This window comes from Clostridium sp. AF34-10BH (assembly GCF_003478095.1).
Classification (GTDB): Bacteria; Bacillota; Clostridia; order Lachnospirales; family Lachnospiraceae; genus Acetatifactor; species Acetatifactor acetigignens.
Genome location: NZ_QUEC01000006.1, coordinates 1 through 25055, shown reverse-complemented (window position 1 = coordinate 25055; position 25055 = coordinate 1). Strand labels below are relative to the sequence as shown.

The 25055-nt window shown below is 48.1% G+C and carries 25 protein-coding genes and 1 other annotated feature; of the genes, 1 reads left to right on the top strand and 24 read right to left on the bottom strand.

The annotated features are described in order from the left end of the window. Positions 1–129 precede the first annotated feature (129 nt). The 7 genes from DWZ61_RS06405 to DWZ61_RS06375 all read right to left on the bottom strand — a co-directional run bounded on the left by DWZ61_RS06405 (position 130) and on the right by DWZ61_RS06375 (position 8734). A complete protein-coding gene (locus DWZ61_RS06405; protein ID WP_118537828.1) occupies positions 130–780 on the bottom strand; it encodes a trimeric intracellular cation channel family protein in 651 nt (216 codons plus the stop codon). 142 nt (positions 781–922) lie between these two features. Further along, positions 923–2443, bottom strand: coding sequence for a 4Fe-4S dicluster domain-containing protein (locus DWZ61_RS06400; RefSeq protein WP_118537865.1), 1521 nt, complete (start codon positions 2441–2443; stop codon positions 923–925). Positions 2444–2610: 167 nt separating this feature from the next. Further along, positions 2611–3834: a tyrosine--tRNA ligase gene (tyrS, locus tag DWZ61_RS06395; RefSeq protein WP_118537827.1), complete on the bottom strand. Its 1224-nt coding sequence runs from the start codon at positions 3832–3834 to the stop codon at positions 2611–2613. A 97-nt stretch (positions 3835–3931) separates the two neighbouring features. Then, positions 3932–4205, bottom strand: a binding site (T-box leader). Positions 4206–4304: 99 nt separating this feature from the next. Next, complete coding sequence (locus DWZ61_RS06390) at positions 4305–5318, bottom strand: NAD(P)H-dependent glycerol-3-phosphate dehydrogenase (protein ID WP_118504680.1); 1014 nt, start codon at positions 5316–5318, stop codon at positions 4305–4307. A 2-nt stretch (positions 5319–5320) separates the two neighbouring features. Next, entirely contained in the window at positions 5321–6007 is a 687-nt protein-coding gene (plsY, locus tag DWZ61_RS06385) for a glycerol-3-phosphate 1-O-acyltransferase PlsY (protein WP_022313001.1), read from the bottom strand. After that, the gene (gene der / locus DWZ61_RS06380) at positions 6007–7347 is read right to left on the bottom strand and encodes a ribosome biogenesis GTPase Der (RefSeq protein ID WP_022313002.1); all 1341 of its coding nucleotides are present in this window, start codon (positions 7345–7347) and stop codon (positions 6007–6009) included. The genes plsY and der overlap by 1 nt, the downstream gene beginning before the upstream one ends. Before the next feature lie 34 nt (positions 7348–7381). Next, positions 7382–8734, bottom strand: coding sequence for a DUF512 domain-containing protein (locus tag DWZ61_RS06375; protein ID WP_118504678.1), 1353 nt, complete (start codon positions 8732–8734; stop codon positions 7382–7384). A gap of 189 nt (positions 8735–8923) precedes the next feature. Here DWZ61_RS06375 and DWZ61_RS06370 point away from each other — a divergent pair, with 189 nt between their 5' ends. Further along, positions 8924–10123 carry a ribose-phosphate pyrophosphokinase gene (locus tag DWZ61_RS06370; RefSeq protein WP_118537826.1) on the top strand — a complete coding sequence of 400 codons (1200 nt, stop codon included), beginning with the start codon at positions 8924–8926 and terminating at the stop codon, positions 10121–10123. Positions 10124–10225: 102 nt separating this feature from the next. Here DWZ61_RS06370 and DWZ61_RS06365 read toward each other — a convergent pair whose 3' ends face one another. From DWZ61_RS06365 to ylxM, 17 genes are all read right to left on the bottom strand, one after another. After that, positions 10226–12907: a HAMP domain-containing sensor histidine kinase gene (locus DWZ61_RS06365; RefSeq protein ID WP_118537825.1), complete on the bottom strand. Its 2682-nt coding sequence runs from the start codon at positions 12905–12907 to the stop codon at positions 10226–10228. Then, the gene (locus DWZ61_RS06360) at positions 12904–13602 is read right to left on the bottom strand and encodes a response regulator transcription factor (protein WP_118537824.1); all 699 of its coding nucleotides are present in this window, start codon (positions 13600–13602) and stop codon (positions 12904–12906) included. Before DWZ61_RS06360 ends, DWZ61_RS06365 begins: the two co-directional genes overlap by 4 nt. Positions 13603–13730: 128 nt before the next feature. After that, the gene (gene pgeF, locus DWZ61_RS06355) at positions 13731–14582 is read right to left on the bottom strand and encodes a peptidoglycan editing factor PgeF (RefSeq protein WP_118537823.1); all 852 of its coding nucleotides are present in this window, start codon (positions 14580–14582) and stop codon (positions 13731–13733) included. A 4-nt stretch (positions 14583–14586) separates the two neighbouring features. Then, positions 14587–14955: a YraN family protein gene (locus DWZ61_RS06350; protein WP_118537822.1), complete on the bottom strand. Its 369-nt coding sequence runs from the start codon at positions 14953–14955 to the stop codon at positions 14587–14589. Further along, positions 14952–15260, bottom strand: coding sequence for an EscU/YscU/HrcU family type III secretion system export apparatus switch protein (locus DWZ61_RS06345; protein ID WP_117466456.1), 309 nt, complete (start codon positions 15258–15260; stop codon positions 14952–14954). Before DWZ61_RS06345 ends, DWZ61_RS06350 begins: the two co-directional genes overlap by 4 nt. Before the next feature lie 329 nt (positions 15261–15589). Further along, positions 15590–17218: a flagellar hook-length control protein FliK gene (locus tag DWZ61_RS06340; RefSeq protein ID WP_022313011.1), complete on the bottom strand. Its 1629-nt coding sequence runs from the start codon at positions 17216–17218 to the stop codon at positions 15590–15592. A 28-nt stretch (positions 17219–17246) separates the two neighbouring features. After that, positions 17247–18005: a ribonuclease HII gene (locus DWZ61_RS06335; RefSeq protein ID WP_022313012.1), complete on the bottom strand. Its 759-nt coding sequence runs from the start codon at positions 18003–18005 to the stop codon at positions 17247–17249. A gap of 20 nt (positions 18006–18025) precedes the next feature. Next, a complete protein-coding gene (lepB, locus tag DWZ61_RS06330) occupies positions 18026–18571 on the bottom strand; it encodes a signal peptidase I (protein ID WP_022313013.1) in 546 nt (181 codons plus the stop codon). 4 nt (positions 18572–18575) lie between these two features. Beyond that, the gene (gene ylqF / locus DWZ61_RS06325) at positions 18576–19415 is read right to left on the bottom strand and encodes a ribosome biogenesis GTPase YlqF (protein ID WP_117466452.1); all 840 of its coding nucleotides are present in this window, start codon (positions 19413–19415) and stop codon (positions 18576–18578) included. Positions 19416–19439: 24 nt separating this feature from the next. Then, positions 19440–20015: a signal peptidase I gene (gene lepB, locus DWZ61_RS06320; RefSeq protein WP_022313015.1), complete on the bottom strand. Its 576-nt coding sequence runs from the start codon at positions 20013–20015 to the stop codon at positions 19440–19442. 118 nt (positions 20016–20133) lie between these two features. After that, positions 20134–20481: a 50S ribosomal protein L19 gene (gene rplS, locus DWZ61_RS06315; protein WP_022313016.1), complete on the bottom strand. Its 348-nt coding sequence runs from the start codon at positions 20479–20481 to the stop codon at positions 20134–20136. 115 nt (positions 20482–20596) lie between these two features. After that, the gene (gene trmD, locus DWZ61_RS06310) at positions 20597–21979 is read right to left on the bottom strand and encodes a tRNA (guanosine(37)-N1)-methyltransferase TrmD (RefSeq protein WP_243026367.1); all 1383 of its coding nucleotides are present in this window, start codon (positions 21977–21979) and stop codon (positions 20597–20599) included. Beyond that, a complete protein-coding gene (gene rimM / locus DWZ61_RS06305; protein WP_118537821.1) occupies positions 21976–22488 on the bottom strand; it encodes a ribosome maturation factor RimM in 513 nt (170 codons plus the stop codon). The genes trmD and rimM overlap by 4 nt, the downstream gene beginning before the upstream one ends. A 93-nt stretch (positions 22489–22581) precedes the next feature. Beyond that, complete coding sequence (locus DWZ61_RS06300) at positions 22582–22809, bottom strand: KH domain-containing protein (protein ID WP_022154075.1); 228 nt, start codon at positions 22807–22809, stop codon at positions 22582–22584. A 31-nt stretch (positions 22810–22840) separates the two neighbouring features. Then, positions 22841–23086 carry a 30S ribosomal protein S16 gene (gene rpsP, locus DWZ61_RS06295; protein WP_022313019.1) on the bottom strand — a complete coding sequence of 82 codons (246 nt, stop codon included), beginning with the start codon at positions 23084–23086 and terminating at the stop codon, positions 22841–22843. Between the two features lie 86 nt (positions 23087–23172). Beyond that, complete coding sequence (gene ffh, locus DWZ61_RS06290; protein WP_118537820.1) at positions 23173–24552, bottom strand: signal recognition particle protein; 1380 nt, start codon at positions 24550–24552, stop codon at positions 23173–23175. A 10-nt stretch (positions 24553–24562) separates the two neighbouring features. Further along, positions 24563–24904 carry a YlxM family DNA-binding protein gene (gene ylxM, locus DWZ61_RS06285; RefSeq protein WP_118537863.1) on the bottom strand — a complete coding sequence of 114 codons (342 nt, stop codon included), beginning with the start codon at positions 24902–24904 and terminating at the stop codon, positions 24563–24565. Positions 24905–25055 lie beyond the last annotated feature (151 nt).

The window sequence follows — 25055 nt, the reverse complement described above, 5'->3', positions numbered from 1 at the left end:
CGCAGGAAATCTGTGCATATCCGGGCTACGGTCTTCCGGCATACATTTTCCTGCTTATATATTCCTGTCCGCCATCTCCCGGGCAGACCACTTTCTTATTCTACCGCCTTTTTTCAAAAACTGCAACAGTTAAGACGAGGATTTCGGATGGGGAAGATTCCATCTGTAATGTGCTGCCAGGAAACGGATCGCCATGACAATGAAAGCTCCGATAAATACCGCCGGCAGTCTTCCCCACTCTCTGAATATCCACACACAGCCCAGTGCTCCCACGAGGGATGCACAGGCATAAATATGCTTTACGAAGATGTAGGGTTCCTCTCCCGCCATCATATCACGCATCAGACCGCCGCCTACCCCGGTAAGCATTCCTATAAACACCAGCAGGAAGGAATTATCAGGATATCCATTATCAATTCCCGACATCACACCCAGGGATGTAAAGATTCCCAGGCCTACAGAATCCATGATCAGCATAGCCTTGTCATAAAAAGTTCCCAGTCTGCCACTCAGAAGATCATGTTTGATATACAGCAGTACAAAAATCGCCAGTGACGTAATCACTGATACCACGACATACACAGGCTTTTCCAGAGCCGAGGGCAATTTCCCCAGGATCACATCCCTGGTCATACCTCCTCCCACTGCCGTCACCACACCCAACACGCAGATCCCGAAAATATCCATTTGTTTTCGGATCCCCACCATGGCACCTGACGCGGCAAAAGCGATGGTTCCCAGAATTTCCATAAAAAATATGATACTGTCCTGAATGTTCATACAATTAGTTTCTCCTAAAAGTTCTCCACGCTATTTTATAGTATCTTTGTTAAAATAACAATAGCTAATTTACACACTGTAAAAAAGGAACCATCACACTTCTGTGATGATTCCCTTTCCCGACAAAATTTCTGTCCTATGTTTATTCTTTTTCCAATTCCACCATTTCCTGATCCACACTTTCATCAGGTACTTTCTTCTCTGCCTCGTTCTTGAACTTGTCCACGGCTCTGGCCGCTACGGGGATAGCAATGTTGGTGCCTGCTCCGGCAATACAGCCTCCGGGACATGCCATACCCTCGATCAGACAGCCGTTCATCTTACCGGCCTTGGCAAGGAGCAGGGCTTTCTTACATTCTGCCAGGCTCTCCGCATGCTGAATGTTCACCGGTGTTCCCGGATAATACTGTTCGATACACTCCTTGATGGCATTGGCAACGCCGCCTGCCACGCCGTAACCTCTTCCGGCTGCGGTAGCATCCTTCATCTCATCCATTGCTTTGATCTCATCCAGCAGGATTCCCTTAGCTTCGAACATACCGGTCAGTTCCTCAAAAGTAATAACAAAGTCTACATCGGAACGAACGGTACGTCTGCTGGCTTCCAGCTTCTTGGAAGCGCAAGGGCCAATGAATACTACGGATGCATCCGGATGTTCCTGTTTGATCAGACGGGCGGTGGCTACCATAGGAGTCAGCTCGTTGCTGATCTTGTCAATGGTCTCCGGGAACAGATTCTTCGCCATCACGGACCAGGAAGGACAGCAGGAAGTCAGCGCAAACTGTTGCTTACCTGTGGCTACTTCCTTTACATAATGCTCTGCTTCCGCCATACATCCCATATCCGCACCCAGAGCAGTTTCATATACATCCGCAAATCCCAGTTCCTTCAGTGCTGTCTTGAACATCTCAGGTGTCACCTTCGGGCCGAACTGTCCGGCAAATGCAGGTGCTACCTGGGCTATGATCTTCCGTCCGGACTGCATGGCACGGATCAACTGGAAGATCTGAGACTTGTCAGCAATCGCTCCAAAAGGACAGCTTACCATACACTGACCGCAGGATACACATTTCTCATTGTCGATCACGGCTCTTCCCACATGGTCAGATGTAATAGCTCCAATACCGCAGGCAGCCTTACAGGGACGCTCTTTGTGACAAATTGCATCATAAGGGCAGATTTCACGACACTTTCCGCACTTGATGCATTTCTCCTGATCAATAACAGACTTGCCGTTTTTCATAGAGATCGCACCCTTGGGACAGACACTCTGGCAGGGATGTGCCAGGCACCCCATGCAGGAGCTGGTCACCTCATAACGGTTCTCCGGGCAGGCATTACAAGCCGACGGAATGACCTGCATCAGAGGGGGCTCATAATATTTTTCATCAATATTACTCTCTTCCAATCCCTGTGTCAGATGTCCGGGATGTTCGCGGTTCTCCGGGCGTAAACTCATCCCCATGGCCAGACGGATGCGCTCACGGATGATCGCTCTGTCACGATAAACGCTCTCCCAGAACTCCGACTCTTCATAGTCTACGATCTTATAAGGCAGCGCCTCCATATCATCCTTCAGATTTGTGGAATTGTAAGCCAGATTAGCCACTTCCTTAAATACCCTTCTTCTCCGCTGTCTTACCGGAGTATCGATCCCTCTCATGCTGCTCATATCATAATTACCGCCTTTTGATATTTTTTTAACACACTAACCATATTAAACCATATCATATCCATAAATGCAAGAAAAATATCAATAAAAATGGGATCTCACACCGTTTTTACGTGAAAGATCCCATCCTTAGAATTTTCTGTTATTCTTATCTTTTATTACTTCATAACGACTCTCTTGAAGTTCTTCTTACCTCTGCGGACTACCAGGCCCTCTCCATCAAACTGCTCGGGAGCGTAAGTAGTCTTTACATCGGTAACTTTCTCATCCGCTACGACAACACCGCCCTGTTCTACAGCACGTCTTGCTTCACTGCGGGATGCAGACAAACCGGATTTTACCAGAACACCGAGAATATCGATCTTACCATCCACAAAATCAGCCTCTGTCAGCTCGCTGGTAGGCATCTCTGCAGCATTGCCACCGGTAAACAGTGCTCTTGCACTCTCCTGTGCCTTCTTAGCCTCTTCCTCGCCATGTACCAGATTGGTCAGTTCGTATGCCAGAATCTCCTTCGCCTGATTCAGCTGGCTGCCTTCCCATTTGTCCATCTCATCGATCTGCTCTAAGGGCAGGAAGGTCAGCATTCGCAGGCACTTCAGAACATCGGCATCTGCTACGTTTCTCCAGTACTGGTAGAACTCGAAGGGAGTGGTCTTGTTGGGATCCAGCCATACGGCACCCTTCTGGGTCTTACCCATCTTCTTGCCCTCGGAATTCAACAGCAGGGTAATGGTCATGGCGTAAGCATCCTTGCCCAGCTTTCTGCGGATCAGTTCCGTACCACCCAGCATGTTGCTCCACTGGTCGTCACCGCCGAACTGCATGTTACAGCCGTATTTCTGATATAAGGTCAGGAAGTCAAAGCTCTGCATGATCATGTAGTTGAATTCAAGAAAGCTTAAGCCCTTCTCCATTCTCTGCTTGTAGCACTCTGCGGTCAGCATACGGTTGACACTGAAATGTGCTCCCACGTCTCTCAACAGTTCCACGTAATTCAGGTTCAACAGCCAGTCCGCATTGTTGACCATCAGTGCCTTGCCGTCACTGAAATCAATAAAACGGCTCATCTGCTTCTTGAAGCAGTCTACGTTATGCTGAATGGTCTCCTTGGTCATCATGGTACGCATATCGCTTCTGCCGGAGGGATCACCGATCATCGCAGTTCCTCCACCGATCAGAGCGATGGGCTTGTTGCCTGCCATCTGCATTCTCTTCATCAGGCACAGGGCCATGAAATGCCCCACGTGAAGACTGTCTGCAGTAGGATCAAAACCGATATAGAAGGTAGCCTTTCCGTTATTGATCAGTTCCTTGATCTCCTCTTCATCTGTCAGCTGTGCCAGCAGTCCTCTTGCTTTTAATTCGTCAAATACTGTCATTTTCTCTTCTCCTTTTTGGGTTCTTTTTACTCTGTATACCTTTTTTACATTTTGGGGGAATCGGCTCCAAAGGCACTAAAAAAGCCCGCCCCTTTTTCAAAAGGACGAGCTTAATCACTCGTGTTACCACCTAATGTTCCCGCCAGACTCACATCTGACAGCTCAGTAAGTATCTATCAATACTCCGGCCGATATCGGTGCCTGCCGTCCTGATCTACTCGTTCGGGATCCTCTGATAAAATCTACTGATCCTTCTCTTTCCACCGGCTGCTCCGGGATGTATTCCTGCTCTGCTTCTGTGCGCCTCTCACCGACCGGCTGCTCTCTGTCAGAAGTGGAGGAACAGTACTTCTTCCCTTCATTGCATTCTTCTTATCCTATGTTTGCGCTAAACATGACCTTATTATAGCCAGTCTGCGTTTTTCTGTCAACACTTAAAATTTTGCTGCTGGCAGGAGCCGCCTCCGGGTCTATTCTTCCGGCCAGGGCAGGTGGGATACTTCCAGCTTCTTGTCACGAAGCATCAGTTCTTTTACCGCCTGATCCGCAGGCTTACCGTCAAAGAGCACTTCATTTACCTGCTCGATAATAGGCAGCTGAACATCATATTTTTTCGACAGTTCCATGGCAGCCTTGGCGGAATACACGCCCTCTACCACCATCTGTACTTCCTTCATGGCTTCCTCGTAGGTCTTGCCCTGTCCGATGAGGATACCGGCACGACGGTTGCGGGAATGCATGCTGGCGCAGGTCACGATCAGATCTCCGATACCGGTCAGACCGCAGAAGGTCTCAAAATTACCACCCATGGCAGTACCAAGTCTTGCGATTTCGGTAATGCCTCTGGTGATCAGCGCAGCCTTCGTATTATCTCCGTAGCCCAGTCCGTCTGCGATACCGGCAGCCAGTGCCACTACATTTTTCAGTGCACCGCCCAGTTCAATGCCCAGTACATCCGGGCTGGTATAGACACGGAACACTTCGTTCATGAACAGATTCTGCACATATTCCGCGCAGCTTTTGCTCTTAGAACCCGCTACGATCGTTGTAGGAATCCCGCGGCTGACTTCCTCCGCGTGGGTAGGTCCGGACAGCACCGCTACCTGTGCCTGCGGAATCTCATCTTCGATGATCTGCGCCTGGGTCATCAGGGTATGCTCCTCGATTCCCTTGGAGACACTGACAATTTTCTGTCCCTGTGCCACCAGCGGGCTGATGCGATGTGCTGTGCTTCTGGTATAGGAGCTTGCCACTGCCATGACCAACAGGTCCTTGCCCTCGATGGCCTGTTTATCATCCGTCGTAAAGATCATATCCTCCGGAAGCTTTACTCCCGGCAGCATCTTGTGCTCATGCTTCTCCTGAAGCATCTGAATCTCTGCGGGAACCGCAGACCATACCGTCACCTCATGTCCGTTCTTATGTAATACCACTGACAGGCCGATGCCCCAGCTTCCACCACCCAAGATACATACTTTTGCCATAATTATTTGTCCTCCCCTGAGATTTCCGTCTGCGCTTCGGCTGATTTCTTATTCTTGAACAGATAAGTCTTCCTCTCGTTCCCGTGGATCAGACGCACAATGTTCTGTCTGTGCTTCCAGTAAGCCATAACCGTAAGAAATGCAGTGATGGCATACATTTCATACAGCTGTGACTGTGGCATGGCACCGAACAGTCCCATCTGTCCGCAGACTACCATCTGGATCATAAATCCGGCATATACAAGCAATGATCCCAGCGAAACATAATGTGTGGTCAGGAAAGTGCCGAAAAACAATACCACACCCATCACGATAAAATAAGGATGGAACGAAAGAATCAGACCTGCAGTGGCAGCGATTCCTTTTCCTCCCTTAAATCCCATGTAAAATGGGAAGTTATGTCCGATGACAGCTCCTGCACCGGTGTACAGGCACAGCAGATAAATATTCTCCGGATGTCCGGTACTGAATAAGGCTCTGGTGATGCACACGGCAATAATACACTTTAAGCAGTCTCCCGCCAGTACGATCAGTCCTGCCTTGGTTCCCAGCACTCTCAGGGCATTGGTGGTACCGGCATTGCCGCTTCCGTACTTACGGATATCGATTCCTTTTGCCTTCCCGTAAAAGTATGCGGTCTGAAACAGGCCGAACACATAACCGATGAGTAAACAGATAACACGTTCCATTATTGATCTTTTTCCTTTCGTTCTCTGATAATAAACCGGAGGGGGGTTCCCTTGAAGCCAAAGGTCTCCCGGATCTGATTCTCAATATATCTGGTATAGGAGAAATGCATCAGCTCCTTATCATTGACAAAGATTACAAAGGTAGGGGGCTTTACCGCTACCTGGGTAATGTAATACAATCTCAGTCTCTTACCCTTGTCGGAAGGTGGCTGCTGCATGGCCACGGCCTCTGCCATGATCTCATTCAGCACACCGGTAGCCACACGCATGGCGTGATTCTCACTGACGATATCGATGGTCTCGAACAGCTTGGGCAGTCTCTGTCCTGTTTTCGCAGAGACGAACAGAAGCTCTGCATAGGGCATGAAGGATAAGGTATTACGCACCTTTTCGGTAAATTTATAAATGGTCTTGTCATCCTTTTCGATAGCATCCCATTTGTTCACCACGATGATCGTAGCCTTTCCTCTCTCATGGGCGATTCCGGCGATCTTCGCATCCTGCTCCGTAACACCTTCCTCTGCATCGATCATCAGTACCACCACCTCGGCACGCTCTACGGCACTGACGGTACGGACGATCATATAACGCTCCAGTTCTTCCTTGATCTTGTTCTTCCGGCGAAGACCGGCAGTATCAATGAAGACATATTCTTTGCCGTTATAAGTGATCTCGGTATCCACCGCATCTCTGGTGGTACCCGCGATATCAGAAACGATCAGACGGTTCTCACCCAGCAGTTTGTTGATCAGGGAAGACTTGCCGACATTGGGCTTTCCGACGATGGCCACACGGGTGCGGTCATCCTCTTCTTCCTCTGCCTGTTCCTTATCAAAATATTCCGTTACGGCCTCCAGCATGTCACCGATTCCCAGACGATTCACCGCAGAGATCGGATGGGGATCGCCAATACCCAGATTGTAGAATTCGTAGACATCCGCCATATACTTCTGGAAGCTGTCCACCTTATTGACCACCAGTACCACGGGCTTGTGGGAACGGCGCAGCATGTCTGCCACCTTGGAATCCGCATCCACCAGTCCCTGCTTTACATCCACCAGGAAAATGATCACGTCTGCAGTCTCCATAGCGATCTCTGCCTGTTCCCGCATCTGGGACAGGATCACGTCCTTGCTGTCCGGCTCGATACCTCCTGTGTCGATCAGGGTAAATGTCATATCCAGCCAGTGGATATCCGCATAGATACGGTCTCTGGTAATACCGGGTGTATCTTTCACAATAGATATATTTTCGCCAGCCAGTGCATTGAACAGGGTGGACTTACCGACATTCGGGCGTCCCACCACCGCAACGATGGGCTTGGTTTTTCTCTTTGCCATAATTTCCTCCGTTTCTTATTTACCATCTTAAAATCTATTCAGATGTATCTTCTCCAAGCAGGGCATCCACAAGATCATATCCGCTTGATTTTACAATATTCACGGGCACTTGTAAAGCCCCCTCCACGTCTGCCAGCGTATAATCATCCAGGAACAGATCCGCTCCGCTTCTGAGTACATTCCGGGGAAGATACAATGCTTCTCCCAGATTTTTGTCCTTTAACTGCTTTACGATATCCTGTCCCGTCAGAAGTCCGGACACCGTGATCAGCTCTCCGAAAAATTCATTGATGACCTCATAGACATGTATCTGCAGGCCGGGGTATTCCGACATCATTTCTTCCGACATCTTCTTTAAATAAGGAAACGCCAGTCTTCCCGTAGCCAGAGAGATCTCTCTGGTGCCTTCCCAGGATGGCTTTTTTCCCGCTTCCTTTTCTGCGGTACGCCTCTTCAGTCCGTCGTGGAATTCATCCAATAGCAGGCGGATCATTCCAACACCGTTCTCCAACTGCAGATATCCGTCGTAACGTTCCTCTTCCGGCACCTCTCTGCCCGCCAGAATGTACCATTCATCACTGGCCTGGATAAAGTGTGTCCCATATTTTTCCATGCAGATCTTCTGGTATTTCTCGATCAGATCAATGATCTCACCGGCATCCTGCGCATTAAACGGCTCTAACGGATATAATCCCTCCCGGTACCTGGATAATCCTACCGGCACCACCGAGACACTTTCCACATTTGGCAGATATTCCATCAGCTTCCGGATGCTGTATTCCAGTTCCTTGCCATCGTTTACGCCCTTGCAGAGCACGATTTGTCCATTCATACGGATTCCGGCGGCATTGAGGATGTCCACCTTTTTCAGGGCATCCCCCGCAAAACGGTTGTTCAGCATTTTGCAGCGCAGTTCCGGATTCATGGTCTGGAAGGAGATATTGATCGGAGATAAATGGTATCTGCAGATCCGGTCAATATCATGATCCGACATATTGGTCAGCGTCACATAATTTCCCTGCAAAAAAGATAATCGGGAATCATCATCCTTAAAATAAAGAGTATCACGCATGCCCTTCGGCATCTGATCGATAAAGCAGAAAATGCATTTGTTATGGCAATGACGGTATTCGTCCATCAGACCGTTCTCAAATTCGATGCCCATATCCTCATCAAATTCCTTGTCGATCTCTAAGAGCCACTGCTCTCCGTCCGGCTTCTCTACCAGCATCTCAATATAAGTATCCTGTGTCAGAAACTGATAATCAAAAATGTCTTCGATCTCTGTATTATCTATGGCCAGTACTTTATCTCCGGGAGCGATCTCCAGTTCCTCCGCGATGCTTCCCGGCTTTACTGTTTTTACAATATGTTCTTTTTTCTTCATTCTAATTCACCTAACCATCTTTCTCCTATCCATTGTACAAGAAATTCCTTGACGTGTCACTAGCATAATGTTATAAATTAATTGTTATATTCAGAATAGTTCCGCAAAAATTAAGCATCGAAGATGCGCTTTTGCGAATGAAGCTCTGCATATTTTTACGAACAATAAAGCTCGTCCAGGAGGGACATCATGCCTAATTTACACGAACTGGAAAATGCCATGCCCGTGGCTCCTTTGAAGATCATCGCTCTGCCTTCCGCAGAAAAAATGGGACGCCGCATCAATGACTACATGGTAGAATTCCGTAAGAGTATCCATAATGACAAAGTGAAAAACGATCCTGCCTTTCACGGCTATATCGAGAGCAACTATCTCGTAGACGTGGATGTGCCCCGTTTCGGAAGCGGTGAAGCAAAAGCGCAGATCAGCGAGACCATCCGCGGTAAGGATCTGTTCATTCTCACCGATGTATGCAATCATAGTATTACTTACAACATGAACGGCTATACCAACCACATGTCTCCTGATGACCACTATCAGGATCTGAAGCGTGTCATCGCCGCCTGCAACGGCAAGGCCAGACGTATCAACGTCATCATGCCTTTCCTCTATGAAGGCAGACAGCATCGCCGCAGCGGCAGAGAATCCCTGGACTGTGCTTATGCACTGGAAGAGTTACGGGATATGGGAATTGATAACTTTATCACTTTTGATGCCCATGATCCCAGAGTACAGAACTCCACTCCGCTGAACGGATTTGATAATTTTACCACCCCTTACCAGTTCATCAAGTCCTTGTTAAATTCCGAAGATGATATGATTGTAGACAAAGATCACCTGTTAGTCATCAGCCCGGATGAAGGAGCTCTGGATCGTGCCATTTATTTTGCCAGCGTTCTGGGTGTCGATACCGGTATGTTCTACAAGAGACGTGACTATTCCACCATCGTCAACGGTAAGAACCCTATCGTGGCTCACGAATTCTTAGGTGACAATATTGAAGGTAAGGATATCATCATCATCGATGACATGATCTCCTCCGGTGGAAGTATGCTGGATACTGCAAAACAGTTAAAGGCCATGAAAGCCAGACGCGTATATATCTGCTGTACTTTCGGCTTGTTCACCGACGGTCTGAAGAATTTCGACGTTGCTTACGAGCATGGTGATTTCGATAAGGTCATTACTACGAATCTTACCTATCTACCGCCTGAGATCTACACCAGACCTTATTTCGTGGAAGCCGATATGAGCAAGTTCATTGCTTCCCTGATCGACTTTATGAACCATGACGCTTCTCTGTCCAATGTCATGGCTACCACCGAAAAGATCCACGGTATCGTAGAAGCCTACAACAATCGTACGGAAATGAGCGAATTTCATTTTTAATTTCCAACAGATCTGACAACGCATAAAAAAACACAGAAGCCGTTATGGTTTCTGCGTTTTTCAGTTATATTGCTTATTTCAGTATTTCTTATTTCGCCATTTCTAAACCTCTTTCGACACGGTCTCCTTCAGCTGCTCAGTGGCGGGTTCTTCCGGCTTATGGTATTCCGGGAAATCCAATATAATCTTAAACAGATCTCCATCCAGCTGAATCTGGAATTCTCCGTGCTGTGCCTTGGTCAGATTTTTCGCAATATACAGACCCAGACCACTTCCCTCGGTAGTACGGGAAGCATCTCCCCGGATAAATCTCTCTGACAGTTCCTCACCCTTGAGATTCATGGGCCGGTCGGAAATATTTTTCAGAGAAGCGATGACTCTTCCGTCCTTTACCTGCATCTCCAGATAGACTCTGGTTCCCTCCAGGGCATACTTGCAGATATTCTGAAACAGATTTTCAATGATTCTCCACATCCTGCGGCTGTCGGCATAGATCATGCCGGCCACATCATTTCCGTCAAAGATCACCTGCAGCTTTTTCTCTTCCATTCTGTCGGAGAATTCTCCCACTGCCTGATTCAGCAGTTCCGTCAGGTTCAACTGTTCCAGATTCAGCACAATGTTACCGGAGGAGATTTTCGAAGCCTCCACCAGATCATCCGTCAACTGTTTCAGTCTCTGGGATTTGCTGTCCAGCACCTCAATATAGCTCCTGGCCGGTTCTTCCGTGATCTTTAGGCGTTTCAGCAGATCCACATAATTGATAATGGAAGTCAGCGGTGTCTTAATATCATGGGAGACATTGGTGATCAGATCCGATTTCATCTGCTCATCCTTCATGCTGGTGCTTACCGCCTTGCGGATACCCTCTCCGATGTTATTGACTGCATCCGCCATCTCACGGTTGTCCCCATGAAGAGATTCCACATCCAGCTTATAATCCACTTCTCCATCACGGATCCTGCGGATTCCTTCCACGATATCGATCTGCTCCGCTTTTTGCTTGAACCTTAGTACCCCCACAATGCCGTCCAACACAATAGCCCCCAGTGCCGGAAGCACCCACAGAGCGCTTTTTCCCCGCAGCAGATAAGCTCCGAAAATTCCTGCCAGATTCACCAGTAGAAACAGATTATACGGGATCAGTGAGCTGATGGCGGAATTTCTGTGGGAAACCACAAAATGTACCGCCTTACCGAAGCTTGTGACGATCCAGTGCAGGAAACTGTCACTCCACATATTGTGGGATTTGATCCTGCGGATCAGGCTGTACCAGAAAACATTGATTCCCATGCTTACGCAGAAGCCATACAGCGCAAAGACACCGTAGGCTGTCAGCCGTGTGATCTCCCGCCCCTGGATCTCGGAATGGCTGAGATATACCTTATTGGCCACATTCATCAGATAATCGTATCCGATTCTTCCGCCATAAATAAATCCCACCAGCAAAAGCGCCATGAACTCGATCCAGACATGATCGATACCGTTCAGGTACAGAACCGGCTCATCCTCCTCATCGTAAGCCACGCCGGCCGTTACGGTAAGATAAATACCCACCAGCAGCCACAATACTGCCAGCAGGATCCCTCCGCCGATCAGATACCAGATATTCGGAACGATTCTCTGGAACACCACATTGGCATTGTAAAAGGAATCTCCCTCCACCGGATAATTGGTATCCACTGCGATCCAGATATGAGTCATATCCGGATGCACATAACCATACTCTTTCAGATACTGATAGATCTGGCCCTCAGTCATTCCTGTGTTGCCGGTAAATTCCAGACTGTCCGGATAATAGATCAGATACCGTCTGTACTCCGAAAAATAATCCGTAATATCATTATCGGAACTGTTCTCAAACTCCGATACATTCGTATAGGTTCTGCTAACTCCATCTGTTGTCATCATACGGACCACATATTTCAGATTGCCCGCATCTTCTTTATACAGATCATTACAGTTCTGATACTGCTCATAGTTGGCTGACAACGTCTGGATCGTCATCTCCAGATTGCTCTGCAGCGCAATATATTCGATCCAGTTGTCCGCACAGGCTGTCAGCTGCTTCTCTCCGTCTACGGTGGCATAACGGTTCACCAGCATCGGGAAATATACCGTCAGCGTACCATCGTCTTCTCTGGATACCCGGATATCCTGTACACTCTCTTTCACAATGTATGTGAAAGCCAGGTCTTCCAGCCGATCGGTTCTCTGGCTCTCCGGAATTGCCTCGATTGCCTGTGCGACTACTTCCTTCTGCTCCTCCGTCTGCTCTCCGCCTGCCACGAACACCAGCTGTCCGTCCGCATCCACGCGGAAGTTCGACTCCAGGTCTATCGGTCCGAAATAATTCACGAAGTCCGACATACTCATAATACGATCTGTATATTCCGCACCGTATTTTCCCCATTTGATCAGATCTTCCAGCTCATAAACTGCTGTTACAGGGCAATCTGCACCGCCGGTTTTCCCTGAAGCAAATTCCGTGATATCAACATGCTTATGCGGATCAAAGCTTCCATTGGTTTCCATCTGTCCTTTGATCACCATAAGCTGGATAATATCCGATACCGAGCTCTGGAACAGATCATGGAAAATCACGGAATCTTCAAATTGCGTTTCCGCATCCAGAGGGGATAATTCATATACTTTTGTGCCATCCGCTGTGTCTACCGCCAGATAGGAATTGAACAAAACCGCCGCGATTGCCACCAGCAAAAGCAAAGCCGCCGTCTGCTGCACCAGTCCCAGCATCAGCCGTTTCAATGTAGGTCGTCTCATGCCTGCTCCTTGTCGATCTTATAGCCTACTCCCCATACCACTTTCAGATACCGGGGTTCCTTGGGATTGATCTCGATTTTTTCACGGATATGCCGGATGTGTACCGCCACGGTATTGTCCGCTCCGATGGCATCCTCATTCCAGATGCTTTCATAGATCTGATTGATGGAAAATACCCTGCCCTGGTTCTTCATCAAAAGTAATAAAATATTATATTCGATAGGTGTCATTTTTACCGGTTCATCGTCCACTGTCACCTGTTTGATATCATCATTGAGGATCAGTCCACCCACCTGATAGATTGCTTTGTTCTCACCGGTCAGGCTCCCCAGGGAGGTATATCTGCGCAAGTTGGATTTGACTCTCGCCACTAGTTCCAACGGATTAAAAGGCTTGCAGATATAATCATCCGCACCGATATTCAGCCCCAGGATCTTGTCCGTGTCTTCCGATTTGGCCGACAGGATAATAATGGGAATGCTGCTGTATTCCCGGATCTTCAATGTAGCCCGTATGCCATCCAGCCGGGGCATCATGATATCCATGATCAACAGATGGATATCCTCCTTGTCCAGGATCTGAATTGCCTGTTCCCCATCATACGCTTTATATATTTTATAGCCATCCTGACTCAGATAGATCTCGATGGCATCCACGATCTCTCTGTCATCATCACATACAAGAATATTTGCCATACTTCCCTCATTTCTCCGTTACTTCCCGGTTCCCCATCATTTTCGTTATTTCTATTTAAACATAATATTTTTAAATATTTTCGTGTTTTTTCTTAAATTTTCTTAATTCCCGTCAGGCACTCAGGAACTCAGGACTCCTTCAGCATTAAAAATGCCGCCAGATTTCCCCTCTGTCCGTGACTTGCCCGGTGGGAAAACAGATACTCCGGATTGTGGCAGGTACAGACGTTCGTTACCGCCATATGTTCCGGCGGGATCCCCACCCTTAACAGAATGCTCTGATTGGCTTTCCACAGATCAAGCTGATATTTACCCGGTGCTTTGCCCGGCTGCAGCACATCCTCCGGAAAGCCTTCCCGAAACTGTTCCGCCACTTCTTCACTCACTTCATAACAATCCACACAGATGGACGGTCCGATGGCCGCCACCAGCTCCTCCGGGCGGCTGTTAAAATGTTCCTGCATATATCGTACCATACAAGCTCCCATTCCCGCTACCGTTCCTCTCCAGCCGGAATGCGCCAGTCCGATGGCCCTGTGTACCGGATCCACGAAATACAGAGGAACACAGTCTGCATAAAAAGTTACCAGTGCGATTCCGGGGATATCCGTAGCCAGACCGTCTATATCGTCATAGACCGATGGTCTGGTGATCCCATTTCCGGCATCTGCTTTCGTCACCAGATGAATATTCGTGGTATGGGTCTGTTTCGATGCCACCATATGTTCCGGGTCTGTTCCCAGTACTTCGCCAATCCGTCTGTAATTCTCTCTGACACATTCCAGGTCATCTCCTCTGGAAAAACTCAGGTTCATAGTGGAATAGATTCCGTTGCTGACACCACCGGTCCTTGTGGTAAACAGATGTTCCACCACACCGGTTTCTTCCAGCTTCGGGAATACCAGATACTCCAGTTCCCCTTTTTGTCTCTGCTGTATACTGTCTGTGTCTCTGCTGTCTGTTCTGCTCAATGGATACATGTTTCTAACTCCTTGCACTATAATGATGCGGAAAAGCATTTGGAATCCAGTGAAGTGTCTCCCCCTGGATTGCCACCACATCATAACGCACCCAGGTATCCTCCCCATAATGATGCAGATAACGGTAATAATCCGCAACTCTGCAAATGGTTCTCTGTTTCGCCGTTGTCACGGCCTCCGCCGCATTTCCCTTTTCATCACCGGAACGGTATTTCACTTCCACAAACACAAGATATTTTCCGTCTCTGCCGATAATGTCGATCTCACCGTTCCTGCCTCTGCGGAAATTCCGTTCCAGGATACGCATTCCCTGTTTCTCCAGATAGTCCGCAGCCATCTGCTCATATACATTCCCCGTCTGTCTGGTATTCAACCCTTATGTTTTCCCCCGTTTGCCACACTTTCCTTTACCATGCGGTGATCCACAGCATCCACAAATACCAGAATCTCCGCCACCACTTCATACAACTCCGGCGGGATCATCTCGCCGATGTCCAGCCGGGACAGTGTATCCGCCAGCTTGTCATCCCGATGGATCGGCACACTGCTCTCCTGGGCCTTCTCTATGATCTTCTCCGCCAGAATTCCCTTGCCGCTGGCTATGACTCTGGGTGCCTCATCCGAGGGATCGTATTCCAGTGCTACGGCCTGTTTTACTTTCTTTTTCTCGTCATTCATTCTGTTGTCCTCTATGCTCTTCTAACATATACGTTTTCTCCGTGCTGCGCACTCTCGAAATCGTAACAATCATTCGTATTCCGGACTATCGTCCTGCATACTCATGTTTGTCCGCTCCTCTCATAGGAAACATCCGCTGCCTGCTAGCAGTCACGTCTGTTCTTCATTGACCTTACAAAACATATACGTTTTCTCCGTGCTGCGCACTCTCGAAATCGTAACAATCATTCGTATTCCGGACTATCGTCCTGCATACTCATGTTTGTCCGCTCCTCTCATAGGAAACATCCGCTGCCTGCTAGCAGTCACGTCTGTTTCCTATGGATGAGCTATGTTCTCACATCAAAGGCATATTGTGCTACCGGAACACTTCCTTCTGTCTTAAGAAGCGGTGCCATGGCCTGCGCCGTCTGCTGTAATTCGGTACGCAGTGTTGTCTCACATTTACAATCATAGCCTCTTTTTTGCAGCCGCTCTGTCAGCACATCCATATTAGCCTCCAGGTAATCCAGGATTGCATCATTCTGTACATAAAATTTGGTGCTGACTTTGGTATCTTTCAGAGTCACATACACATCAAGCGGTCCCAGATGTTCCATATCCAGATGCAGCAGTGCGCTGACCTGTCCGTCTTTTCTGGCAAGATTTTTCTTGTTGGTATATACGAACAGTTCTCCCGTCTTGTGCTCTCCCTGCCGTAGATGCAGCGGCAGCTGGATATAGGCATAGGTCTGGTTGATCTGTTGCAGGAAATCCACGTTCTGGCTTAAATTCGTCACGTTCTGATAAGCACTTGAACCACGCTGTCCGTTTTCTTCCAAAAGATTACTCAACCCCTTCAACTGTTTTCCCAGCTTCTGGTAAAGTTCCTCCACCTTCTCCGGAGATTCCACATCCTCTGGTTTTATGCTCCACCGATCCGCCAGGAGTTTTGCTGGAAGCTCTGCCACTTTGGAATTATGGAGAATACTGCGCAGCAAGGGAATATCTTTCGTCTCCAGCCCCTGCTTTAACAGTTTCTGCAGATTCTGCAGCTGTGGTGCCTCCTGTGTTTTTTCTGCACCGGGATTTTCTTTTATCGTCTGACCGTTGCCCGGTGCCGTCTCCGTCGGTTCCTCTATGATGGTCTTCTGCCCCGGCACAGCTTCCGGTGCTGTTGCCGAAGGCTGTACTGGCATCTGTTCTGCCTCTTCCGGGGTCACTGTCACATCCACGCCAGGCTCCGGCAGAGGTCCCTCGGTCTGTTGTTGTCCTGTTACCGTCTCTCCGGCCGCATCTTCGAAAGCCAACAGTTCCAGAACCTCACTGTAGATTGTGGCGGCCTGCTCTATGTCTCCGCTCTCTACCAGCCCCTGCAGCATATTTGTCAGACTTTCTCCGGTCTCTGCGATTCCTGCTGTCAGCTGATGTGTCAGATTGCGATAGGATGCCATCTGTGTGATATTTTCCTCCGTCACCGGAAGTTCCACTCTGTGAAGATTCACGAGATCCAGAATCTCGGCATCCGGGAACGCATTACTTTCATGCCAGATCTGCTGCAACGTATTCTTATCAATAGGAAGCCCCGCATCCATCAGTTGTTTTGTCATGGCTACCGTATTCTCGTTCACCGGCAGCGATGCCATATCCAACGCTTTCAGTACGGTTCCTTCTGTTGCCATATTGGTAAAAAGAGGACTCAGATTCAGTGTCTGCCCGTTATTTTTTACCTGAAAGGTAATGTTCTGCCCCAGTTCCAGACGGATATCCGCATCCACTTTTGCATCCACCAGGACATCCTGCAGCAGACGGATCTGCGCATTATTGCCCTCCCTGGAGACCACCTCTCCTCTGAGGGTCTGCCCGGGAACCAGTGCACGGATCTGCCGGTTTACCTGTTCGGTATTCGCATTATTTGGAGTCTGTACTCTGCTGTTATCCGCTATTTTATCCTGTGAGAACCATCCTGTCAGCTTCATATTTTCTCTCCCGGCACGCTAAAATGCCTTAAAATCCGAAATTTTTGATAAAGCTGTGTCTGTGGATCGGAGTCGGTCCATACTCCTTCAGTGCCGCAATATGTGCCGCACTGCCGTACCCTTTGTTGGATGCAAAATCATACTCCGGAAACACATCGGCATACTGCTCCATCAGACGGTCCCTGGTCACCTTGGCCACAATACTGGCCGCACCGATAGAAATGCTCTTGGCATCGCCCTTGATGATCGGCACCTGTCGGATCTCCACTCCGGGAATCGTCACAGCATCGTTCAACAACAGATCCGGTGCCGGATCCAGTTTGCCGACAGCCTCCCGCATGGCCTCATAGGTTGCCTGTAAAATATTGATCTCATCGATCCGCTCCGGAGAAGCATAGCCCACTGCCCAGGCCACCGCTTCCTTCGTGATCACATCGTACAGCTCTTCTCTCTTTTTTTCGGATAACTGCTTGGAATCATTAATGTATAAAATATCACAATCCTTCGGCAGAATGACAGCACCTGCCACTACCGGTCCCGCCAGAGGACCTCTTCCCACTTCGTCAATTCCGCAGATATAGGTATATTGTGCGTATTCTTTCTCGTATTTTTTCAGATTCTCGATCCGCTGACGTTCCTTTTCCAGAGCATCTATCTTTTTCTGTGCGCCAGACACCAGCTTCTGCACACCGCTTCTGGGATCATTCTCATATTCTGCTATAAATTCAGGCAGCTTTTCCATTGAAGCTGCCTGTAATATTTCCTTGATCTTTGCTGCACTTTCCATTTGTTTATCCCCATTTATGGTTATTGATGTTGTAATATACCGAAATCAGAAACCGGCCAGATCCGGAGCCAGGCTTTTCCGATGATATTTTCTCTTTTTATGTTACCCACCATATCCGTACGACTGTCGCTGGAATTGTTGCGGTTGTCTCCCATGACAAAATATTCATCATCCCCCAGTTCAATGGGTTCCGCAGCCCGGCCGATGGTCTCCGGTTTTATGACTTCCATGCCGTAGTTCTCTTCCAGCTTTTCCCCGTTGATGTAGATACTGCCATCATCCATGATCTGTACCGTCTCTCCCGGCAGTCCGATGATACGCTTGATATAATAGGTGTTGTCCTGGAATTGAAACGGGAAGACAATGATGTCAAAGCGTTCCGGATCATGAAAACGATAGCTTAACTTATCCACGATCAGATTATCCCCGTTGTGCAGGGTATTCTCCATGGAGGCTCCCTCCACTTCCGTACGCTGTCCTACAAAGGTGATCACCAGCCATACCGCTCCCAGTACACAGAGCAGGTAGATCGCTGTGTTTAATAATTCTCTCATGATTCTGTTCATCTGTCTATATCCTCTCCAGTGTTATTCGTCCCAGCTTGCCGCTCCGGAAATCATCGATCAGGATGCCGGCGGCTTTCCCCAGATCCAGTTGTTCTCCCTTTGCATAGCATTTGCGGCTCTCTGCCACTGCTTCCAGTATCTCTATGGGCTTGCCCGCAGGATCTGCCTCGTAGCGTTCCTGCAAAGCCTTCGGATAAAGCTCTTTGATGGCTCCGATCAGATCACAGGCCAGTTCATCTGGAATTAGGATCTCATCGTTCATGGATCCGATAAATGCCAGACGCATTCCTACCTGCTGGTCCTCGAATTTGGGCCACAGGATACCGGGGGTATCCAGAAGTTCCAGTCCTTTATTCAGACGGATCCACTGTTTTCCCTTGGTCACACCGGGTTTATTTCCCGTCTTGGCGCAGGCTTTTCCCGCGAAGGAATTGATAAAAGTGGATTTCCCCACATTTGGGATTCCCACTACCATAGCACGTACCGGTCGATTTACGATGCCTCGCTTTCTGTCACGTTCAATCTTCTCCTTGCAGACTTCCTGTACCAGCCCCTGGATCGACTTGATTCCCATACCGGTACGGGAATTGATTTCCAGTACACCCATTCCCTGATTTGAAAAATACTCGACCCATTTCTTATTCCACACCGGATCTGCCAGATCTGATTTATTCAACAAAATGATACGGGATTTACCTTTTCCCAGTTCATCGATATCCGGATTCCTGCTGCTGATGGGGATTCTGGCATCTACAAGTTCAATCACCAGATCGATCAGCTTGATATTTTCCTGCATCATACGCCTTGCTTTGGTCATATGACCGGGATACCACTGATAATTCATTTTTCTATTCTCCTACCATACTTTCTATTTGATAAAGCCGATGCCATCCGTCCCGGATTTTAAGTGGAACCAGGCTTTGCCGATCATATCGCCCTCCTCCACCGGTCCGATATTGGCGGATCTGCTGTCTTCGCTGTTATTCGGGTTGTCCCCGATGCAGAAATACTCCTTGTTCCCAAGGATAATCTCGTTTTCCGCTATACCCGCATCCAGGATCCGTTCCGTCACCCATTTGCTTTCCTGCCCGTTGACATACAGAGTTCCGTCCGCGATCCTTACCTTGTCTCCCGGCCCTGCCACAACACGCTTGACATAATAATGGGAATTTTCATTGCCATTCGGCAGAAATGCTACTACGTCTCCCGCCTTCGGAGAAGATAAAACATACAGAAAACGGTCAATAAATATCTGCTGTCCATTCTCCAGTGTCGGTTCCATGGACATGCCCACAACTCTGGTGGACTTTCCCAGAAAGATAACCACCACTGCAGCCAGAAAGACTGACAGTGCAATGCCGAAGATCCAGCTGAAAATTTCCCTGAGCAGTTCCTGACTGATCTTTTTCTTTTTTTTATAAAAACTTAGTCCCTTATTTCTCAATGTTCTGTCCTATCTCGCATAGTGTTTACAAGTCTCAGTGTACCATATCCGTATTCCTTTTTCAAATAAATATAAAAGGCAGCTGTCAGAAACAGCTGCCCCTTTCCGGTCAATGTAATTATTTAACTAATTCCTTAACCTTTGCCTTCTTACCAACACGATCTCTTAAGTAATTCAGCTTAGCACGTCTTACTTTACCTTTTCTTACAACTTCGATCTTCTCTACGTTGGGAGAATGTAAAGGCCAAGTCTTCTCTACGCCGATACCGTTGGAAGTCTTTCTAACAGTGAAAGTCTCTCTGTTGCTGCCGCCCTGTCTCTTCAGTACAACGCCTTCGAATACCTGGATTCTCTCACGGTTACCCTCTTTGATCTTGCCGTATACCTTAACGGTATCGCCGACTTCAAACTGATCAACGGTTGCTTTTAACTGTTCTGCTTCGATCTCTTTGATAATGTTACTCATAATGAGCCTCCTTCATAAAATGGATGTTCTTAATACCCTTATTGGTAACAGAGGACCATCTCGTTTTCACAACATTCAGATTTTACCATAAAGCCATATAAAAAGCAAGCTTTTTTTAATTATACAGCCACCAGATCGCGGGATCCGACAGATTCAGCCCCAACCGTTCCTGCAGTTGTATGGACGCTTCATTTCCATTCACAATATGGGCGTAGGGGATCATCCCCTGTTCTCTCTGTTTGTTGATCAGATAACCTTCCAGGGATGCTGCAAGTCCTTGTCTGCGGTATGCATCCTCCACATACAGCATTCCCATGCTGCCGTCATTGTGGCATCCTATAAAACCACAGAGTTTTCCCTCGATATAGATGCCGAAGACATCTCCTGCTGCAATCCTCTCCCGGACATAAATCTCGTCTCCCAGGTGATAATGCTCCGCCACATAAGGAACCTCTTCCACTGTCAGCTGCCGGATGTCCTTGTGCCTCACCGGAAGTGGTTCTCCTCTGGTATAGCACGCCTGGGAACATAGCATACTGCCATGATACCCTAAAATTTCACTGACACGTTCATTCCACCGGTCTGTCACGGTCACGATACTATGCCCCGACACGGCTTTCGGAATGAGCGGCAGCATTTTCTCCAAATGCTCCTCATCCTCCGCATTCAGCATGGCATTGCCGATCTCCGGCAGATAGATCAGTACATTTTTCCCCTCCGCATAGAGAACTTCTCCCAATCCTCTGGACAGTGTCTCCATCATATGAATAAAAATACGTTTCTTCGCGGAAAGTTTTTTTATGACTTTCTGTTTTTCCTGATATTTTGCATAGAGATCCGGGCGGCGTTCTTCCGTCCGTCTCTCGGACTGTTCCAGCCGCCAGGCATTGATCTTTTTATGATTGCCCGACAGAAGTACCTCCGGTACTTTCTTTCCGTGCCATTCCTCCGGGCGGGAATACTGGGGATATTCCAGCAGATCGTTATGGAAGCTCTCTGTCTCGGCAGATTCGTCGTTATTGAGTACCCCTGGCACCAGTCTGGCCACCGCATCCACCACGACCATGGCTGCCAGTTCCCCACCGGTGAGGACATAATCGCCGATAGAAATATAATCCGTCACGACCTCTTCCAGAACTCTCTCATCAATTCCCTCATAATGTCCGCAGAGCAATACCAGTTCCTCTTCCCCGGACAGTTCTCTTGCTTTTTTCTGGGTAAAAGGGGCTCCCTGTGGTGTCAGATAGACGCAGCGTACCTTTCTGTCTCCTGCCACCACCCGGTAAGCATCATATACCGGCTGTGCCTGCATCAGCATTCCGGCCCCGCCGCCATAGGTGTAATCATCCACTTTTCCGTGCTTATCCTGTGTGTAATCCCGGATATTCACCGCATCTATGGAAATCAGATCCTTCTCCGCTGCCCGGCCTAAAATACTGGTTGCCAGCCCCTGCTGCACCATTTCGGGGAACAGGGTCAGAATATGAAACTTCATCATAAGTCAAGCAGTCCTTCCAGTACATGTACCTGCATTGTGCCATTTTCCACGTCCACATTCAGGATACACTGTTTGATAGCGGGCAGAAGCAGGCTCTTACCGTCTGCCATTTCCACCTCGTAGACATCATTGGCACCGGTCTCGATCACATCTTTTACCGTGCCCAGTTCCTTACCGTCTTCATCCTGCACTTTCAGTCCGATCAGATCGGCGATGAAATACTCGTCCCTTTGCAGACGCACTGCATTTTTGCGGGTCACGTACAGGCTCTTCTGACGATATTTTTCTATATCATTAATGTTGTCCAGCCCTTTAAATTTCAAAATCACAAACTGCTTAAAGAACTTGACACCCTCAATTTCCAGATTCATTTTTTCCTTGCCGGTATCCAGAACGACTTCCTTTAATCTGCGGAATCTTCTGGGATCATCCGTGGTAGGATATACCTTTACTTCTCCTCTCACCCCGTGGGTGGAAGTGATAATGCCGACCTGCAACAGATCTTCCATATAGTTTTACTCCATTCCGGCTTTAGCCAAAAAACGGAGAAACACACGCCTGTATGTTTCTCCGCTCAACGTCAGGGATCTCTCAATTCGAAATTAAACGATCTCAACGTCCACTCTTGTGTTGTCTTTGGATGATGCTGCTTTCACAACGGAGCGGATTGCTTTTGCAATACGTCCCTGCTTACCGATCACCTTACCCATATCGGACGCAGCTACATGAAGTTCAAGGACGATATTTTTTCCTTCTGTCTTCTCAGTTACAACTACTTCATCCGGATTATCAACGAGTGCCTTTGCAACTACTTCTACTAGTTCCTTCATAATCCACCTCCGATGAATAGATATTTAGAACTTATTTCTCGATTCCTGCAACCTTGAAAAGCTTAGCAACCTGCTCGGTAGGCTGAGCACCGTTCTGTAACCACTTCTTAGCCAGCTCTTCATTGATCTTGAAAGTGGAAGGATCGGTGGAAGGATCGTAGGTACCGATCTCCTCGATGAATCTACCGTCTCTGGGGGAACGGGAATCTGCTACGATAATTCTGTAAAAAGGAGCCTTCTTCTGTCCCATTCTTCTTAATCTGATCTTTACTGCCATTTCTTTTTCCTCCATTAATTAAAAATAAAATAATTTATATGATAAGAACTGATTGTTCATATCGGACTTAAGTTAAGTAAACAGTGCTAGAAAAATCTGCCGCCAATACCGGGAAATTTTCCGCCGCCGAACATACCACCCATGCCGCCGCGGCCCTTTTTGCCGCCGCCAAACTGCTTCATCATCTTCTGTGTCTGCTCGAACTGTTTGATAAAACGGTTCACCGTTGCAATATCCACACCGGCACCTTTTGCAATACGGTGTTTTCTCTGAGGGGTCAGGATCTTGGGATTCCTGCGTTCCTCTTTTGTCATGGATAATACGATGGCTTCCGTACGCTTCATCTGCGTCTCATCAATGGCACCTTCCAGATCCGATGCCTTGATACCCATTCCGGGAAGCATCCCTAAGATGCTGGACAGACCGCCCATATTACGCATCTGCTTCATGCTCTCCAGGTAATCCTCAAAATCGAACTTACCTTTCTTCATGCGGCCGGCCATATCACGGCTCTTCTCCTCATCGATATCGATGCTGGCCTGTGCCTTGTCAATGAGGGATAACACATCACCCATACCAAGGATACGGCTTGCCATACGATCGGGATAGAACTGCTCTAAATCGGACAATTTCTCTCCCATACTTACAAAAAGGATCGGCTTTCCGGTGACTGCTTTGATGGAAAGTGCTGCACCGCCTCTGGTATCGCCGTCCATCTTGGACAGGATCACACCGTCGACGCCTACCTTTTCATCAAATTCTTTTGCCACATTTACGGCATCCTGACCGGTCATGGCATCGACTACCAAAAGTGTCTGATGCACGGTCACGGTCTCCTTGATCTCCTGTAATTCCGCCATCATGTCTTCATCCACATGAAGTCGTCCGGCAGTATCGAGGATCACTACATTATGACCGTTTTTCTCCGCATACGCAATGGCTTCCTTCGCAATCTCGGCAGGTTTATGATCCGTTCCCATGGAGAACACATCAACTTCCTGCTTCTTACCGTTGATCTGTAACTGTTCAATGGCTGCGGGACGGTAAATATCGCAGGCTACCAGCAAGGGCTTCTTGCCCTTGAGCTTCAGCTTACCGGCGATCTTGGCCGTTGCGGTGGTCTTACCTGCACCCTGAAGACCTGCCATCATGATAACGGTAATGGCTTTGCCGGGCTGCATGGCAATCTCTGTGGTCTCACTGCCCATGAGATTTACCATCTCTTCATTTACGATCTTGATCACCATCTGTCCGGGATTCAGACCGTTCATGACGTCCTGGCCAATGGCACGTTCCTCCACTGCCTTCACGAACTGCTTGACTACCTTGAAGTTAACATCTGCCTCCAGGAGCGCCATCTTGACTTCCTTCAGTGCGGACTTAACATCCTCTTCCGTCAGGCGGCCCTTGCTTCTTAAGTTTTTAAAAACATTCTGGAGTTTGTCTGTTAAACTTTCAAATGCCATTTGCTGCTCCTTACCATTCCTTTAAAAGGGATCTGGATAATTCCCGGATGCGTTCCATCCGTTCTCCGGGATCCGTATCATTCTCTGCCGTCAGCTGTTCGATCTCACCGATCTTCTCCTTGGCCGCCATGAAACGTTCCACCAGATGAAGCTTGCTCTCGTAATCCTGCAGGATCCGGTCACAGCGCTTGATCAGATCATGGACGCCCTGTCTGCTGATGCCCTGTTCTCCCGCGATCTCACTGAGAGACATATCATTATATACTGCATCCTCATACACTCTCTGCTGATGCTCGGTGAGAAGTTCACCGTAGAAATCATATAACAGATTCTGTTCCAAAATCCTGTCCATCTTATCCAGTGCCTTTCTATAGGTCATGCGATATGCACCTTGGCTATCATACTATAGAAAAGTATAGGTGTCAAGTATTTTTTCTTTACACCTTTTTATGTAAATTGAGAGTTAGTAAAGAAATGCTATCAAATCCCCGTAGCCCTTGGCA